Origin of the sequence: Streptomyces sp. NPDC056161, from assembly GCF_042268025.1 — a bacterium.
Lineage (GTDB): Bacteria > Actinomycetota > Actinomycetes > Streptomycetales > Streptomycetaceae > Streptomyces.
Map to the genome: position 1 here is coordinate 160,387 of NZ_JBHJUV010000014.1, position 15,958 is coordinate 176,344.

Here is a 15,958-nt window from a genome sequence, read left to right on the forward strand (position 1 = left end):
GTACCGGTAACGCCCAGCCTGCCCTAAGGAGCTTTGCGTGACCGCCGTTGGCGACATACGCGGCACCACCACCGCCCGCCGAGCCGTCATCTCCCTTCTCCGCCGCCTCCGCTCTCCAGAGGGACAAGCCAACCCCCTGCCCCTCTGGCAGGAACTCCGAGCGATGGGTGACGTCGTCGCCGCCCCGTGGGGCGGCGCCTATTTCGTCACCGGATTCGATGCGTGCGACCAGGTTCTGCGCGGCAGGACCTGGCTCGCACCCGACTTCGCCTGGCAGGAGCGTCAGCCGAACCCCGAGCGCTGGCAGGCACCCGCCACCCGAGAGATGACCCGCACCCTCTCCCGCCTCAACGCCCCCGCCCACACGATCCATCGCCGGTCCCTGCACAACCCGTTCGACCGTCGCGCCCTGGACGGCCTCGGTGCTCAGATCGCCGTCCACGTCACCCGCCTCCTGGACGACCTCGACCGGCGGCTGCGCGCCGACGGCGAGGCCGACTTCGTGACGACCGTCAGCGAGCAGCTTCCCGTGCACACCGTCGGCCAGTGGCTCGGCATCGAACCGGAGCACTTCGCGCACGTCCTGGACTTCACCCACCGGCAGGTGTTCGCCCAGGAACTACTTCCCACCAAGAGTGAGTTGGCGGTCTCGGCCCAGGCCACCCTTGATATGCGGGCCTTCTTCACCGACCTCATCCGGCAGCGGCGCGAGCGGCCCGGCGACGACGCGCTCACCGGCCTGATCCGCTTCTGGGACGACCGGTACCCCGACGACCGGGCGAGGGCGGACCAGGCGCTCTACGACCTGACGATGTTCGTCACCATCGCCTCCCTGGAGACCACCGCGACGCTGCTGACCAACGCCGTGGCGTTCCTGACCCAGGACCCCGCGCGCGCCGAGTGGCTGCGCCGGAACCCCGACCACCTCGACGACGCGATCGACGAGACGCTGCGGTACGACCCGCCCATACACCTCAACTCGCGCGTGGCAGGCGACGACACCGTCCTGGCCGGGGTGCCCATCGCCAAGGACACCGTGGTCCACGTCCTGTACGGAGCGGCCAACCACGACCCGCGCCGCAACGAGCACCCGCACGTCTTCGACATCCACCGGGGCGGCAGCCACCTCACCTTCGGCGGCGGCGCGCACTACTGCCTCGGAGCGGGCCTCGCGCGCCTCGAAGCACGCCAGTTGCTGACCCAGACGCTGAACCGATTTCCTACGCTGCGGCCGGCCGCATCCCCCGCCTACGCCCCCCGTATGGTCTTCCGGCGCGCGACTTCCTTGAAAGTGACGCTATGACGGCCCCCTCCACAGACCTCTCCACAGACCTCTCCACAGACCTCTCCTCGGATTCCTCCGCGGATCTTCCCGCCGACCTTCCCGCCCATCTCCCTGCCGACCTCCCCGCGGATCGGACGCTCAAGACCCTGCGCACGTACCGGCGGGGACCGTTGCAGACCATCGAGTTGCACGTACCCGAACAGGGCAACGTTGTCAGCGAGGCCATGCTGGACGACCTCCTGACCGTGCTCGGCGACCAGGACGAAGCCGTGAAGGTCGTGGTGCTCGCGGCTGCCGGTGACGACTTCTGCCTGGGCGGCGACCGGACCGAGTACGCGCAGCACCTGGCCGGCGACCCGGCGGGCAGCGGCATCCGCACCTCGGTCGCCAAGGCGCGGCGCGTGTGCGACGCCCTGGCGGCCAACCCGGCCGTCACGATCGCCCGTGTGCACGGCAAGGCCGTCGGCGCGGGGGTCGGCCTCGCCCTCGCCTGTGACCTGAGGGCCGGATCCGACACCGCGACCTTCCGGCTGCCCGAACTCGCCCTCGGGCTGCCGACCGCGTGGGGCGGGCTGCTGCCCCGCCTCATCAACGAGGCCGGCGCCGCCCGGGTCCGCGAACTCATCCTCTCCGGCCGGACTTTCGGCGCCCACGAGGCGCTGAGCATGTCGATCCTCCAGAGGGTCGTGCCCGCGGACGGACTCGACGCCGCCGTCACGGCGTGGGCCAAGCCCGTGATACGGCGCCCCGCCCCGGCCCTGCGGGTCACCAAGGCACTGCTGAACTCCCTGACCGCCCCGGCCCGGCTCGCCGACGCCTCCGTACTGGACCCCGAACTCATGGCGGCGGTCGCGACGGAGGTGTACCACGCGCGCGGCGCGGACTGACGCACTCCGTAAGCACGTGGGGTGCTCCGCAAGCGCGCGGAGTGCTCAGCGAGCGCGCGTGGCGCTCCACAGGCGCGCGTGGCGCTCCACGGGAGGACGACGAGCGGCGTCGCTCACCGGCAGACGGCTGTCCGGACCGGCGAGCTGCGCCGCTCGCCCGTTCCCACCGCCGCGAACGACCGCCGCCCGGAGTGCCGGTTCCGTCGTCTCCCGGCGTCGTCTCCCGGCGTCGTCTCCCGGTCCGTCGTCTCCCGGTCTCTCGTCCCTCGGCCCCTCGGCCCCGCGGCCCCTCGGCCCCGCGGCCCCTCGGCCCCGCGGCCCCGCGGCCCCTCGGCCCCTCGTCCCCTCGGCCCCTCCGGTCCGTCAGCGCGCGGCGTACGCCCGCAGGAACGCACCCACCCCGCCCCTGATCAGCCGGTCCGTGTCCGCCCGGGGCAGCGGCCGTACGCCGTAGTGGGAGAGCTGGGTGATCGAGTGGGAGATCAGGGCCGTGAAGTGGGCCCCGGCCAGGGCCGCGTCCCCGTGCACGTCGATCAGCCCCGCCTCGGCGAGGGCCGCCATGGCGTCGGCCAGGGCGCGGCCGACCGGCACCGGGCCCGCGTCCTGCCAGGCCGCCAGGACGTCGGCGGGTACGTGGTCGGCCTCGGCGTGGATATGGCGGACCAGGGCGAAGTGGTCGGGGAACTCGGTCATGAGGTCGATGAAGGCGCGGGCCAGGGCGACCAGGTCGCGTTCCAGGTCCTCCGGGCGGGGCGGGCGCCCCGGGTCCAGCACGGCGTGCAGGCGGTCGAGCTGGGCGTCCCGCACCTCGGTCGAGGTCCAGGTGACGACCGTGCGGAACAGGTCCGCCTTGCCGCCGGGGAAGTGGTTGTAGAGCGTCCGCGTGGAGACGCCGGCCGCCGCCGCCAGCGCGTCGACGGAGGCACGGGTGTAGCCCTCGCGGCCGAAGACCGGGCAGGACGCGCTCGCGAGGGCGATCTGCTTCGCCAGCCTGCGCGGCGGGACCTCGCGCCGCGCCTGTTCCAGCCGGGCCTCGTTGCTGCTGCCCACGCGCCGCCTCCTCGGGGTGGATGGGGCGTACCGCCGGTGGCGCACGACCGCCGGGGCGTGGCCACCGAAGTACAACGGGCGTTGTAGTTTTACAACGCCCGTTGTACTTTACCGGAGGGCGGCCCGATGCGGGCCACCGGTAGGCCACCCAGAGGGGGACACCCATGCCCGTACCCACGTCAGCCGTCGCGCCCGCGACCGTCCGTCGAGACGCGTCCGACGAGTCACCGCTCCGCCTCGCCGTCGTCGTCGGCAGCGTCCGCACGGGACGCCAGGGCCGGGCCGTCGCCGAGTGGTTCACCGGTGCCGTCGCCACCGACGCCGGTTTCGACCTCGACGTCGTCGACCTCGCCGGCCTCGGCCTGCCGCTGGTCATGCCCGACTGGGGCGGCACGCCGAGCGACGAGGCGGTCGCCGCGCTGGCGGACGTCTCACCGCGCATGGCCGACGCCGACGCCTTCGTCGTCGTCACCCCCGAGTACAACCACAGCTTCCCGGCCGCGCTGAAGAACTTCATCGACTGGCACCACGCGCAGTGGCAGGCCAAGCCGGTCGGCTTCGTCTCGTACGGCGGCATCGGCGGCGGCCTGCGCGCGGTCGAGCAACTGCGCCTGGTCTTCGCCGAGTTGCACGCGGTGACGATGCGTGACTCGGTCAGCCTGCACGGCCCCTGGTCGGGGCTCGGCGAGGACGGCACACCACGCGACGCGGCCGTGTGCACGGGCGCCGCGAAAGGCATGCTCGGTCAGCTCTCCTGGTGGGGACGGGCGTTGCGGACCGCCCGCGCCGACCTGCCCTACGCGGGCTGAGGGCGGGTCGGCATGACAGCGTCCGAGGCCGGCCAGGTGCCCTCCCGCGCCGCTCCGGCCGACGCCGCGCCGGACGGCACCGCGCTCCGCCGGATCCTCGCCGTCGTCATCACCGGCTCCATGATGTCGGTGCTCGACATGACGATCGTCAACGTCGCGCTGCGCAGCCTCTCGGAGTCGTTCGGCGCGCCGCTGGAGACGATCCAGTGGACGGCGACCGCGTACACCCTGGCGCTCGCCGCCGTCATCCCGGTGGCCGCGTGGGCGATGGGCCGCGTCGGCGCCCGGCGCACCTATCTGACCGCGCTCGTCCTGTTCACACTCGGCTCGCTGCTCGCTGCCTGCGCCCGGGACGCGGCCGGCCTGATCGCCTTCCGCGCGGTGCAGGGGCTGGGCGGCGGGCTGCTGATGCCGGTCGGGATGGCGATGGTCATGCGCGTCGCGGACCGTGCGCGGCTCGGCCGGTCGATGGCGCTGCTCGGGCTGCCCGTCCTGGTCGGCCCGGTGGCCGGGCCGGTGCTCGGCGGCTGGCTCGTCGACGTCGCGTCCTGGCACTGGATCTTCCTGGTCAACCTGCCCGTCGGGGTGCTCGCCCTGGTGCTCGCCGTCAGGCTGCTGCCGGCCGACGTACCGCGCCGGGCGGCGGCGCCCGCCCTGGACGTCCCCGGCCTGCTGATGCTCTCCCCGGGCCTGGCCCTGCTGCTGTTCGGGCTCGCGCGGGGCGGCGAGCGGGGTGACTTCGCCGCGCCGGGAGCGCTGGTGCCCGCCCTGGCGGGCGTGGTGCTGGCCGCCGCCTTCGTACGCCGGGCGCTGACGGTCCGCGCACCCCTGCTGGACCTGCGGCTGCTGCGCGACCGCACGTTCGCCGCCGGGATCGCCACCCTCGCCCTGTTCACCTGCGGTTACTTCGGCTCGGCCCTGCTCGGGCCGCTCTACTGGCAGCAGCAGCAGGGCGTCAGCGCGACGGACACCGGGCTGCTGGGCATCCCCGTCGGGCTCGCCGTCGGTACGACGATGCAGGTGGCGGCCCGGATCGTCGACCGGGTCCCGCCCCGGCGCATGGTCGCCGCCGGGACGGCGGTGGGCGCGCTCGGCATGGCGCTGACCGCCCTTCAGGTCGGCGAGGACGGCGTGCCGCTCTGGCGGGTCGTGGCCGCGGCCGCGGTGATGGGCGTCGGCACGGGCATGGTGCTGATGCCCACGATGACCGCGGCCACCCGCGACCTGCCGAACGACCGGGTGGCCGCGGCGAGCACGGCGCTGAGCATCAACTCGCAGTTGTGGGCCTCCGTGGGGACGGCGCTGCTCACGGTGGTGCTGGGCGCCGTCGGCCCGGACCCGGCGGGTTTCCGGACCGCGTACGCCGTCGCGGCGGCCCTGCTCGCCCTGGCGCTGCTGCCCGCGCGGCTGCTGCCGGGACGGCGGCGGTGACCGAGGCGGTGACCCGCGGCCGTGACCGCGCCGGTGGCGGAGATCGAGGCGGTGACCCGCGGCCGTGACCGCTCCCGCGGCGGCCGGACCCGTGGGTCGGCAGGTGGCCCGTGTAATTTTGCTTCAACCTTGAAGCAAGCCCGTCGTGAAACAAGCCCCGATCCCCAGCCCCCGATCCCCAGACCCTGGTCCCCAGACCCAGACCCAGGCCCGGACCCCAGACCCCAGACCCCAGACCCCAGACCCCGGCCCCGTGTCCCGCCGCCCGGACCGATCGCCCGCCCGGACCGATCGCCCGCCCGGACCGATCGCCCGGCCGCCCAGCCGCACGTCTCCCACTGGAGCACGCAGATGCCCTTCCCGTACGTCCTGCTGTCCGCCGCCGTCTCCCTCGACGGCTGTCTGGACGACACCGGCCCCGAGCGGCTCCTGCTCTCCTCCCCGGCCGACTTCGACCGGGTCGACGCGGTGCGGGCGTCCGTCGACGCGATCCTGATCGGCGCGGGCACGATCCGCGCCGACAACCCCCGGCTCCTGGTCGACGCGGCCGAACGGCGGGCCGCCCGGCTCGCGGCCGGCCGTCCGGAGTACCCGCTCAAGGTCGCCGTCAGCGGTTCGGGCGACCTCGACCCGGACGCCAGGTTCTGGCACACCGGCGGCGAGAAGGTCCTCTACACGACGGACGGGGGCGCCGAGCGGGCCCGGCGCGCCGGACTCGCGGCCGACATCGTCCCGCTGGGCCCCGGCCTCGACTGGCGGGCGCTCCTCGGGCACCTGCACACCGAGCGCGGGGTGCGGCGGCTGATGGTCGAGGGCGGCGGGACCGTCCACACCCAGTTGCTCCGGCAGGGCCTCGCCGACGAACTCCAGCTCGTCGTCGCGCCGCTGCTGGTCGGGGACCCCGGGGCGCCCCGGCTGTTCGGGCCGGGGGAGTACCAGCGCGGACGCCTCAGGCTGCTGGAGACCCGGCGGATCGACGACGTCGTGCTGCTGCGCTACGAGCCGACCGCGCCCGGAACCGGTCGGACGGCCGCCGCCGCGGACCGGCACTGGATGCGGATCGCCTGCGAACTGGCGGCGCTGTGCCCGCCCTCGCGGACCGCGTTCAGCGTGGGCGCGGTGGTGGTGGCCGCGGACGGTACGGAGCTGGCCCGCGGGTTCTCCCGGGAGGCGGACGACCCCGTGGTCCACGCGGAGGAGGCCGCGCTCGCCAAGACCGACCCGGCGGATCCACGGCTGGCCTCGGCGACCGTCTACAGCAGCCTGGAGCCGTGCGCCCGGCGGGCCTCGCGCCCCGCCCCCTGCGCGCGGCTGATCCTGGACGCGGGGGTGCGGCGGGTGGTCACCGCCTGGCGGGAGCCCGACACGTTCGTGGCGGGGGCCGACGGGAGCGGGCTGCTGACGGCCGCGGGCGCCGACGTCGTCGTACTGCCCGAGTACGAGGCGGCGGCCAAGGAGCCGAACCGCCATCTGCTCGACTGAGCGGGAGCCGCACCGCCCCCTGTGCGACCGGGCGGGAGCCGATCGGCCTTCTGCTCGGCCGAGCGGGAGGCCGAGGGCCATCCGCTCGGCCGGGCGGGAGCCGAACCGGCGAGTGTGCGTTCGCTGCCCTGCGCATGGCGTATAGTTGTCATCACCGACGCGGGGTGGAGCAGCTCGGTAGCTCGCTGGGCTCATAACCCAGAGGTCGCAGGTTCAAATCCTGTCCCCGCTACTGAAGGCCCAGGGCCGGAATCCCATTCCTAGGATTCCGGCCCTGAGTGTTTTCACCGACCCGCGCATCGCCCCTTGATCATTGTCACGGCGGGTGATCGGGCGACCTCCCTCCGCATAACAACTGAAACACCGTCAAGTCCGCCGGGTCTTCGGACTTTCCATGCGGCCGAGGTCAAGTCGCCCGATTTTCGCCGGTCATGACCGCTAAGTCCGCGCCCGATCGCGTTAAGGATCAAGCCGAACGGCTTGGAATCTGGCCGCCGAGTCTATTAACGTTCGATAACGCAGCGCGGTCGTCCCAGCCGTCACCAGAGGCGGCTCCGTGCGCACGCGCCGAATCCCGCAAGGGAACCGGGGAACCACCACCTTGGGGTGAATCACGCGGACACCACCGTGGAGACACGGCTGGTATACGCGCGTAGGAGACCTTCCTGCTCCGAACCCGTCAGCTAACCCGGTAGGCGGAGGAAGGAAAGGAGTACGCCCGAGTGGCGTCCAATCGGCCTGCCCCCGAAGCCCCCTACGCGCCCAACCAGTACGGCACCGAGACCTTTGCCTACGGCGGCTACGGCGCCGACGAGGGCCAGGGCACCTGGGGGGAATGGAACCCCACCGAGGACTCCGTCCGCCCGATACGCGGCCGGCACCGCGTGGCCAAGCAGCGCGGCGGACTCGCCCGCAGTTCCACGGTCCTCGGCGTCGGCGTCATCGCCGCCGTCGGCGCGGGCGGCATGGCCAGCGCCAACACCGGCAAGCCCCCGGTGTCCATCTCCATGCCCGACCTGCCCTCCGTCGGCTCCCTGCTGGGCGACGACTCCTCCGCGCAGCCCTCCAAGGGCTCCACGACCGCCCTGAGCAGCGTCGGCGTGACCGAGGCCGACAGCGCCGACGGCACCACCGACGCCGGTGAGGTGCTGCGCAACCGCATCATGGCCCAGGCCGAGCAGCAGCAGGACCAGGCCCACACCAAGGCCGTCGCCGCCGCCGTGTCCGCCGCCGACAAGCAGGCCGCCGACGCGGCAGCCAAGGCGGAGAAGGAGGCCGCGGCCAAGGCCGCCGCCGCCAAGGAGAAGGCGGAGGCCGCCGCCAAGAAGAAGGCCGAGGAGGAGCGCCTGGCCGCGCTGGCCAAGCAGTTCACGCTGCCGACCCCCTCGTACACGATCACCGGTACCTTCGGCCAGCCGGGCTCCATGTGGTCCTCCGGCTACCACACCGGTCTCGACTTCGCCGCCCCCACGGGCACGCTGATCAAGGCCATCCACAGCGGCACGATCACCGAGGCGGGCTGGGCCGGCTCCTACGGCTACCGCACGATCCTCACCCTCGACGACGGCACCGAACTCTGGTTCTGCCACCAGTCGTCGATCAACGTGAGCGTCGGACAGAAGGTCACCACCGGGGACGTCATCGGCCGCGTGGGCGCCACCGGCAACGTCACCGGCCCGCACCTCCACCTGGAGGTCCACCCGGGCGGCCAGGCCAGCGGCATCGACCCGATGACCTGGCTGCGCGGCAAGGGCCTCACCCCCTGACCCACCCCTGATCCCCGGCGGTCCTGACGGCATCCCCCCGACGCCAGGGCTGCCGGTCAGGTGTTTACGGGGTCTTTGCGCCCGCCGACGGAATCGTGACCTCCGACGAGTGCGTTGAAGGTGAACATGACTTCCCTACACAAACTCGGCTCCTCCGACCTGGACATCTTCCCGCTCGTCCTCGGCGGCAACGTCTTCGGCTGGACCGCCGACGAGCCGACGTCCTTCGCCGTCCTGGACGCCTACACGGCGGCCGGCGGCAACCTCATCGACACCGCCGACGCGTACACGGCATGGATCGAGGGGAACAAGGGCGGCGAGTCCGAGACGGTCATCGGCAACTGGCTCACGGCACGCGGAAACCGTGACGACGTCCTGATCGCCTCCAAGGTCAGCCAGCACCCCGAATTCCCGGGCCTGTCCGCGGCCAACATCAAGGCCGCGGCGGACGCCTCGCTGCGCCGGCTGAAGACCGACTACATCGACCTCTACTACACGCACTTCGACAAGCCCGAAGTGCCGGTCGAGGAGATCATCGGCGCGCTCGACGAACTGGTGCGGGCCGGCAAGGTGCGGCACATCGCCGCGTCCAACATCAGCGCGGAACGGCTCCAGGAGTCCCTGGACTTCTCCGACCGCGAGGGCCTGGCCCGGTACGTGGCGCTCCAGCCGCACTACAACCTGGTCTCGCGCGACACCTACGAGGGTCCCCTGCGGGACGTCGCCGCCCGCGCCGGTCTCGGGGTCCTGCCGTACTTCGGCCTGGCCGCCGGCTTCCTCACGGGCAAGTACCGCCCCGGTGCGACGGTGGACAGCGGGCGCGGCGGGAACGCGGCCCAGCTCGCGGAGACCGAGCGAGGTCAGCGGGTCCTCGCGGCCCTGGACGAGGTCGCCGCGGCCCACGGTGTCGCCGTCCCCACTGTGGCCCTGGCCTGGCTCGCGGCCCAGCCGACGGTGGCCGCGCCGATCGCCTCGGCCCGGAGGCTGGACCAGCTCCCGGCGCTGCTCGCCGTGGCGGACCTGATCCTCACGACGGAAGAGGTGGACCACCTCACCCGGGCCTCGGCCTGACCTTCTCGGCCTGACCTTCTCGGCCTGACCTTCTCGATCGGCCTTCCCGCTCGTCGTCGCTCGCGCTCACGTCGCCCGCGGCTCACCACGGTGTCCACCGTCAGGACCGGTAAGGGTTGTACGCCGGATACGGCACCGTGGGACGGCCGCCGGGCGGCTCTGAGTAGCCGTACGGCGCCGAGAGGCCGGAACCCGGCCAGGCACCGGGCCATTGACCCGGCCAGGCACCCGGCCATTGACCCGGCCAGGCACCGGGCCATTGACCCGGCCAGTGCCCCGGCCACTGGTGCGGGGCGGTCGACCGGGCCGCGTACTCCAGGGCCGGCCGTGCCACCTGCCGCCGCTGCCACAGCTCCGCCAGCAGCTCCCGCTCCCGCACGACGAAGTCGGCCCCGGCCCGCCCCCGCCGCCCGCGCTGCCGCAGGAACGCCAGGGACGTCGCGTACACCTCGTACTGGGCCACGGCCCGCGCCGCCTGCTTGCCGAGGTGGTGGCCCGCGTAGTCCCGGGCCAGCCGCCGGGCGCCCATCGAACCCAGCGCGAACGGCTCGGCCGGCCCCAGCCAGCCCGCGCACACATACGCCGGCAGCTCCTCCCGCACGGTCCGCAGCTCCCGCTGCCGGGTCCAGACCGCCAGCCAGGTCAGCAGGCCGAACACGGGCACCATGAACACCGCGTAGACCACGAAGAACCCGTACCGGCCGAAGGCGGAGGAGCCGTTCCACAACGCGTGCATGCCCATCGCCGGCAGCAGCCCGCACAGCGGCAGCAGGACCCGCCGCACCTGCCGGCGGTCCGCGGCGCGCGCGGCGAAGCCGAAGCCGATGCCGGTGAGGACGGTGAACAGGGGGTGCGCGAACGGCGACATGACGACGCGCACGAAGAAGGTGGCGGCGGTGACGGAGGTGATGCCGCGGTCGCCGGTGAGCTGGTCGGTGCCGAAGGCCGTACCGAGGTAGAGGATGTTCTCGGTGAACGCGAAGCCGGTGGCGGCGACCCCGGCTATCACCATCCCGTCGATGATCCCGGTGAAGTTCCGCCGCCGGAAGAGGAAGACCAGGAGGACGGCCGCGGCCTTGGCGGACTCCTCGACGACGGGCGCTATGACGGTCGCGCCGAGGGTGTTGGCGTTGCTCGGGTCCGCGGTCGCGGTGGCTATCCACTTCGTGGCGAAGCTGTTGGCGACGATGGCGATCAGCGCCGCCGCGCACGCCCCCCACGCGAACGCGAACAGCAGGTTCCGCCAGGGTCCGGGCTCGACCCGGTCGAGCCACCGGAAGACGGCCAGCAGCAGCGGTACGGGCAGCACGGCGAGCCCGATGCCGACCAGGAACCCCTCCGTGCCGGTCTGCTCGCGCACCAGCGCCAGGATGACCAGCCCGGAGATCGCGAGCAGGGCGATCAGCGCCCCGTACCGCACCCACCCGCGCCGCCACCAGCGCACCGGCCGGAACTCCGGGCCGGGGGCGCCGGTGGGATGTGTCGGATACGGGGAGAAGGTGGCCACGGCATCGACCCTAACGATCACCTGCTGATGAATCCGGTGGGGGAACCGCTGTCATCGCCGCTCTCGCCGCTGCCCCTGGTGGGGTACGCGGCGGAACAGCAGATCGTTCACCACATGACCCTTGTCCAGTCCCTGGCTCTCGAAACGGGTCAGCGGCCGGAACCCTGGCCGGGGCGCGAAACCGCCGTCCGGCTGCGTGTTCTCGAAGTCCGGGTGCGCGGTCAGCACGTCGAGCATCTGCTCGGCGTACGGCTCCCAGTCCGTCGCGCAGTGCACGAGCGCGCCCGGTCCGAGCCGGGAGGCGGCCAGGGTGAGGAACTCCGGCTGGATCAGCCGGCGCTTGTGGTGCCGCTTCTTGGGCCAGGGGTCGGGGAAGTAGACGCGCAGCCCGGCGAGCGATTCGGGGGGCAGCATCTCGCGGAGCAGGATGATGGCGTCCCCGTTCGCCACCCGGATGTTGGACAGACCGTTCCGGTCGGCGAGGCTGAGCAGGTTGCCCTGCCCCGGGGTGTGCACGTCGACGGCGAGGATGTTGGTCCCCGGGTCCTCGGCGGCCATCCGCACGGTGGCCTCGCCCATCCCGAAGCCGATCTCCAGCACGACGGGCCGCTCGTTCCCGAACAGCTCCTCCAGGTCGATGATCCGCCGGCCGTCGATGTCCAGCCCCCACTTGGGCCACAGCCGCTGGAGCGCGTCCGCCTGCCCCGCGGTCACCCGGCTGCGGCGCGGCTGGAAGCTGCGGATCCGCCGCTCGAAGTGCGATCCGGCGGGATCGGCGCGGGGGCCGTCCGGGAACCGCGGCTCGCCCTTGGCCCTGGAGCGCCGGGCGGAGCGGCCCGGGGCATGCGGGTGCGGCAGCTCACCGGGTGCGGTCGGGTGGGCGCCGGGGGTCTCGGGGGTGTTCACGGAGTCAGCCACAGTGAGTCGATTTTAGTGGTGTTTTGTATCCCCGTTTGTGCGCTTGTTGGTGCGCTTGTTTCTGGGCCCGATCGTGTGCCTGATCGTGTGCCTGTTTGGGTGCCTGCTGTTTGTGTGCCTGTTTGCGTGCCTGTTTGCGTGCCTGTTTGTCTGCCGTGTTTTGAGCGGGGCAGAGCCGCCCGCCGGGTCACCGCGGCGGACCGCGTCTCACGGCGCCCCGAGCGCGGCCAGCGTCCGGCGCGCCACCTCCCTTCCGATCGGCAGGGAGGCGGTGGCCGCGGGAGAGGGCGCGTTCAGCACATGGACCGCTCGTGGCCCCTCGCGGATCAGGAAGTCGTCCACCAGCGTCCCGTCCCGCAGCACCGCCTGCGCCCGCACTCCCGCTCCGGCCCGCACCAGGTCGTCCTCCGTCGCGGCCGGCAGGAGTCTGCGCACCGCCGCCGCGAACGCCCGTTTCGACACCGACCGGCGAATCTCCCCCGCGCCGTACCGCCAGTGCCGTCCGGCCATCCGCCACGCGCCGGGCCAGGCCACCGTCCCGGCCACCTCGCCCGGCCGTACGGTCCCCCAGCCGTACCCCTCCCGGGCCAGCGCCGGGACCGCGTTGGGGCCGACGTGCACGCCGGAGTCGATCCCGCGGGTGAGATGCACCCCGAGGAACGGGAACGCCGGGTCCGGCACCGGATACACCAGACCCCGCACCAGCTCGGGCCGCGCCAGCTCGTAGTACTCGCCCCGGAACGGCACGATCCGCATCCCGGGCTCGTCCCCGGTCAGCCGTGCCACCTCGTCGCAGTACAGCCCGGCGCAGTTCACCAGGACCCGGGCGCGCACGACGTTCCCGGCGGCCGTCAGGACCGCGACGCCGCGCTCCGGACGGCGGTCGACCCGCACGACCCGCGCCCCGTACCGGATCTCCGCCCCGGACGCCCGCGCCAGCTGCCGGGCGACCCCGACGAAGTCGCACACCCCCGTCGTCCCGACGTGTATGGCGGCGAGTCCCCGGACCTCCGGCTCGTACTCGCTGATCTGTGCGGGGCCCAGCTCCCGCACCGGGATGCCGTTCTCCCGGCCGCGCTGCACGAGCGTGTGCAGCCGGGGCAGTTCGGCCCGCTCGGTGGCGACGATCAGCTTGCCGGTGACGGCGTGCGCGATGCCGTACTCCGCGCAGAACTTCACCATCTCGGCCGCGCCCCGGACCGCGTACCGCGCCTTGAGTGAGTCCGGGCGGTAGTAGATCCCGCTGTGGATGACCCCGCTGTTGCGTCCCGTCTGGTGCCGGGCCGGACCGGCCTCCTTCTCCAGCACCGTCACCCGGGTGCCCGGCGCGGCACGCGTGATCGCGTACGCCGTCGACAGACCGACGATCCCGCCGCCGACCACCAGCACGTCACAGTCGTACGCGATTCCCGGCCGCACCAGCACCACCTCCCGCTCCCGATAGTGCACTGCGCCACTGACAACGGCTTCAAACGCGGGACAGACCGGCAGACCGGAGGCCCCGGGAACCCGCGCGGCGGCCAGCACGACTTTCCGGCGCAGGGTCGGCCGACGCCCTTGAGGGGGCGCGGGGAACTGCGCGAGATCCCCCCACGACCCGTTGGTCGAACACGACCCTGGCCAGGCAGGCGCCCTTGAGGGGCGCGGGGAACTGCGCGAGATCCCCCCACGACCGGTCGGCCGAGCATGACCCTGGCCAGGCAGGCGCCCTTGAGGGGCGCGGGGAACTGCGCGAGCAGCCCCCACGACCCGTCGGTCGAACACCACCCCGGCCAGGCAGGCACCCCCGCCCAGACCTCCCTACGCGGGAGCCATGAGCAGCGGCCGGGCCCGTTCCCGCAACTCGACCACCCGCGGCTCGTCCCCGTACGGCTCCAACCGGTGCAGCAGATCCTTCACGTACTCGGTCGTCCGCGCGGACGAGATGCGGCCCGCGACCTCCACGGCCCGCACGCCCTGCTCGCACGCCGCGTCCAGATTGCCCGACTCCAGCTCGGCGACCGCGGAGACGACGAGCCTGAGGCCGTGCGAGCGCACGAACTCCTCCGTCGGCCTCGACAGCGCCTGCTCGGTGAAGCGGCGGACCTGGCGCGGTGCCTTCAGGTCGCGGTAGCACTCGGCGGCGTCGGCGGCGAACCGGTCGTAGGAGTAGAAACCGAGCCAGGAGGGATCGTTGTCGCCCTCACGGGACCGCTCCAGCCAGCCCTCGGCCGCCTTCAGGGCCGCGCCGGCGGCCTGCGCGTCACTGGCGCGCGCGTGCGCGCGTGCCTCGACCAGGCGGAAGAAGCTCATGGTGCGGGCGGTGGCCAGGCCCCGGTTGCGTTCCAGCGCGGCCTGCGCGAGGTCGACGCCCTCGTCGCCGAAGCCCCGGTAGGTCGCCTGGAGGGACATGGAGGCCAGCACGTACCCGCCGAGGGGGACGTCGGCCGCCGCGCGCGCGAGCCGCAGCGCCTGGATGTAGTAGCGCTGCGCGGCCTCCTGCTGGCCGGTGTCGAAGGCCATCCAGCCCGCGAGCCGGGTGAGTTCGGCGGAGGCGCCGAACAGGGCCCGGCCGACCTCGTCGGAGTACGAGCCGAGCAGCAGCGGCGCCGCCTCCACCCGCAGGCACTCCGGCACCATGGACGAACGCCAGTCGCCGCCTCCGTACTTGGAGTCCCAGCGCCTGGCGTCCTCGGCGGCCTCCCGCAGCTTCTGCACATCGCTGTGGCCGACTTTGATCGGTGCCCCGGAGCCCTCGGACGGGTTCGCCTCACGTGCCACCGAGCTGTCGGCGGGGGTTATCAGCCAGCGTGAGGCGGGCGTTGCGTATGCGCTCACCGCGAACGAACCCGCCAGCGACTGCCAGATGCCGCCGGAGCCGGCCCGGCGCCCGGCGAGATCGAGACGGTACAGTTCCGTCGCCGACTTCACCGCCTGTCCTACGTCCCTGGGGAAGGCGAGGCCCACTTCGGGGGCGGGATCCGCGTCCGCCAGGCCGATCTCGTGGAGCGGCACCGGACGGCCGAGCTTCTGGCCGATGGCGGCGGCGATGAGGTGCGGCGCCGCTCCCTGCGGCACCATCCCCTTCGACACCCAGCGTGCCACCGACGTCTTGTCGTAGCGAAGAGTCAACCCGCGTTGAGCGCCAAGATCGTTGACGCGTCGCGCGAGTCCTGCGTTGCTGATTCCCGCGAGGGCGAGAACGGTGCCGAGCTTTTCGTTCGGCCCGCGTTGCTCCCTGGACATGCGCCACCCCTCGACACAGACGGCTGCCGCGCTGGCATAACCACGCGGCATTCGTAAACCCAGCGTAGTTCGCCGCATCCCAAGCGTTAAGGGGCATTGTTCCGGATGGCGGGATTGTGGTCCGTACGGGAGTACGGGTCCTGTACGCACCGTGCACGGGCGATCGTGACGTGCCCCCGCCGTGTGGCCGTGCGCCTGCCCGTGCGCTCTACTCCGGCCACCCCGGGAGCGCTTCCATGGCTGGTGCGTGGGTCGGCCCGCTGTACTGGATCCAGTGGGCTGGGGGACACCGCCACCTACATCCCCGCGGGTGGCGGACCGGTCCGGGAGGCGATGCCCGCCTCCCGGACTGTGCGCTCCGCCGTGCCGCTCGTGCGCTGCGCAGAGCCTGTACGGAGCGTGCGCGAGTCTGTCCTCGTGACTGGGAATTGGCTGAATCTCGCCCCTGTCCCGTGCGGGTGACTACCGCTCCGACCATGGATGTTGAGGGCGCTAAGGGCGTTTTTTGGGGAGCATTTGGGGGCGCA

12 protein-coding genes, 1 tRNA gene and 1 riboswitch are annotated in these 15,958 nt (G+C 72.8%); of the genes, 8 read left to right on the forward strand and 5 right to left on the reverse strand.

The features are described 5' to 3' along the window. Positions 1–37: 37 nt before the first annotated feature. Positions 38–1,303: a cytochrome P450 gene (locus tag ACFC09_RS15785; RefSeq protein ID WP_376527949.1), complete on the forward strand. Its 1,266-nt coding sequence runs from the start codon at positions 38–40 to the stop codon at positions 1,301–1,303. Then, the gene (locus tag ACFC09_RS15790) at positions 1,300–2,172 is read left to right on the forward strand and encodes an enoyl-CoA hydratase/isomerase family protein (protein ID WP_376527952.1); all 873 of its coding nucleotides are present in this window, start codon (positions 1,300–1,302) and stop codon (positions 2,170–2,172) included. Before ACFC09_RS15785 ends, ACFC09_RS15790 begins: the two co-directional genes overlap by 4 nt. Before the next feature lie 363 nt (positions 2,173–2,535). Here the strand turns inward: ACFC09_RS15790 and ACFC09_RS15795 are convergent, their stop codons facing one another. After that, positions 2,536–3,222 (reverse strand): TetR/AcrR family transcriptional regulator, encoded by a 687-nt coding sequence (locus ACFC09_RS15795; RefSeq protein ID WP_376527955.1) that lies wholly within the window; start codon positions 3,220–3,222, stop codon positions 2,536–2,538. A 164-nt stretch (positions 3,223–3,386) separates the two neighbouring features. Between ACFC09_RS15795 and ACFC09_RS15800 the strand changes: the two genes are divergently transcribed. From ACFC09_RS15800 to ACFC09_RS15825, 6 genes are all read left to right on the forward strand, one after another. Then, a complete protein-coding gene (locus tag ACFC09_RS15800) occupies positions 3,387–4,031 on the forward strand; it encodes an NADPH-dependent FMN reductase (protein WP_376527958.1) in 645 nt (214 codons plus the stop codon). Positions 4,032–4,043: 12 nt separating this feature from the next. Continuing rightward, positions 4,044–5,462: a DHA2 family efflux MFS transporter permease subunit gene (locus tag ACFC09_RS15805; protein WP_376527960.1), complete on the forward strand. Its 1,419-nt coding sequence runs from the start codon at positions 4,044–4,046 to the stop codon at positions 5,460–5,462. A gap of 351 nt (positions 5,463–5,813) precedes the next feature. Then, the gene (locus tag ACFC09_RS15810) at positions 5,814–6,944 is read left to right on the forward strand and encodes a dihydrofolate reductase family protein (RefSeq protein ID WP_376527963.1); all 1,131 of its coding nucleotides are present in this window, start codon (positions 5,814–5,816) and stop codon (positions 6,942–6,944) included. Positions 6,945–7,102: 158 nt separating this feature from the next. Further along, a tRNA-Met gene (locus ACFC09_RS15815) sits at positions 7,103–7,176 on the forward strand. Between the two features lie 323 nt (positions 7,177–7,499). Continuing rightward, positions 7,500–7,659, forward strand: a riboswitch (cyclic di-AMP (ydaO/yuaA leader). Positions 7,660–7,666: 7 nt separating this feature from the next. After that, positions 7,667–8,710 (forward strand): M23 family metallopeptidase, encoded by a 1,044-nt coding sequence (locus tag ACFC09_RS15820; protein WP_376527965.1) that lies wholly within the window; start codon positions 7,667–7,669, stop codon positions 8,708–8,710. Between the two features lie 126 nt (positions 8,711–8,836). Beyond that, entirely contained in the window at positions 8,837–9,781 is a 945-nt protein-coding gene (locus tag ACFC09_RS15825) for an aldo/keto reductase (protein ID WP_376527968.1), read from the forward strand. 100 nt (positions 9,782–9,881) lie between these two features. Here ACFC09_RS15825 and ACFC09_RS15830 read toward each other — a convergent pair whose 3' ends face one another. From ACFC09_RS15830 to ACFC09_RS15845, 4 genes are all read right to left on the reverse strand, one after another. Continuing rightward, positions 9,882–11,288, reverse strand: coding sequence for a PrsW family intramembrane metalloprotease (locus tag ACFC09_RS15830; protein ID WP_376527970.1), 1,407 nt, complete (start codon positions 11,286–11,288; stop codon positions 9,882–9,884). Between the two features lie 51 nt (positions 11,289–11,339). Beyond that, positions 11,340–12,206, reverse strand: a complete 867-nt coding sequence (gene trmB / locus ACFC09_RS15835; protein ID WP_376527972.1) for a tRNA (guanosine(46)-N7)-methyltransferase TrmB — start codon at positions 12,204–12,206, stop codon at positions 11,340–11,342. A gap of 207 nt (positions 12,207–12,413) precedes the next feature. After that, positions 12,414–13,655, reverse strand: coding sequence for an L-2-hydroxyglutarate oxidase (gene lhgO / locus ACFC09_RS15840; RefSeq protein WP_376527974.1), 1,242 nt, complete (start codon positions 13,653–13,655; stop codon positions 12,414–12,416). A gap of 351 nt (positions 13,656–14,006) precedes the next feature. Beyond that, complete coding sequence (locus ACFC09_RS15845; RefSeq protein ID WP_376527977.1) at positions 14,007–15,431, reverse strand: MFS transporter; 1,425 nt, start codon at positions 15,429–15,431, stop codon at positions 14,007–14,009. Positions 15,432–15,958 lie beyond the last annotated feature (527 nt).

Excerpts from the sequence above, each read along its gene's own strand:
- ACFC09_RS15810 (WP_376527963.1), top strand. The coding sequence starts at position 5,814 with ATGCCCTTCCCGTACGTCCTGCTGTCCGCCGCCGTCTCCCTCGACGGC.
- ACFC09_RS15805 (WP_376527960.1), top strand. The coding sequence starts at position 4,044 with ATGACAGCGTCCGAGGCCGGCCAGGTGCCCTCCCGCGCCGCTCCGGCC.
- ACFC09_RS15800 (WP_376527958.1), top strand. The coding sequence starts at position 3,387 with ATGCCCGTACCCACGTCAGCCGTCGCGCCCGCGACCGTCCGTCGAGAC.
- ACFC09_RS15825 (WP_376527968.1), top strand. The coding sequence starts at position 8,837 with ATGACTTCCCTACACAAACTCGGCTCCTCCGACCTGGACATCTTCCCG.
- ACFC09_RS15845 (WP_376527977.1), bottom strand. The coding sequence starts at position 15,431 with ATGTCCAGGGAGCAACGCGGGCCGAACGAAAAGCTCGGCACCGTTCTC.
- ACFC09_RS15790 (WP_376527952.1), top strand. The coding sequence starts at position 1,300 with ATGACGGCCCCCTCCACAGACCTCTCCACAGACCTCTCCACAGACCTC.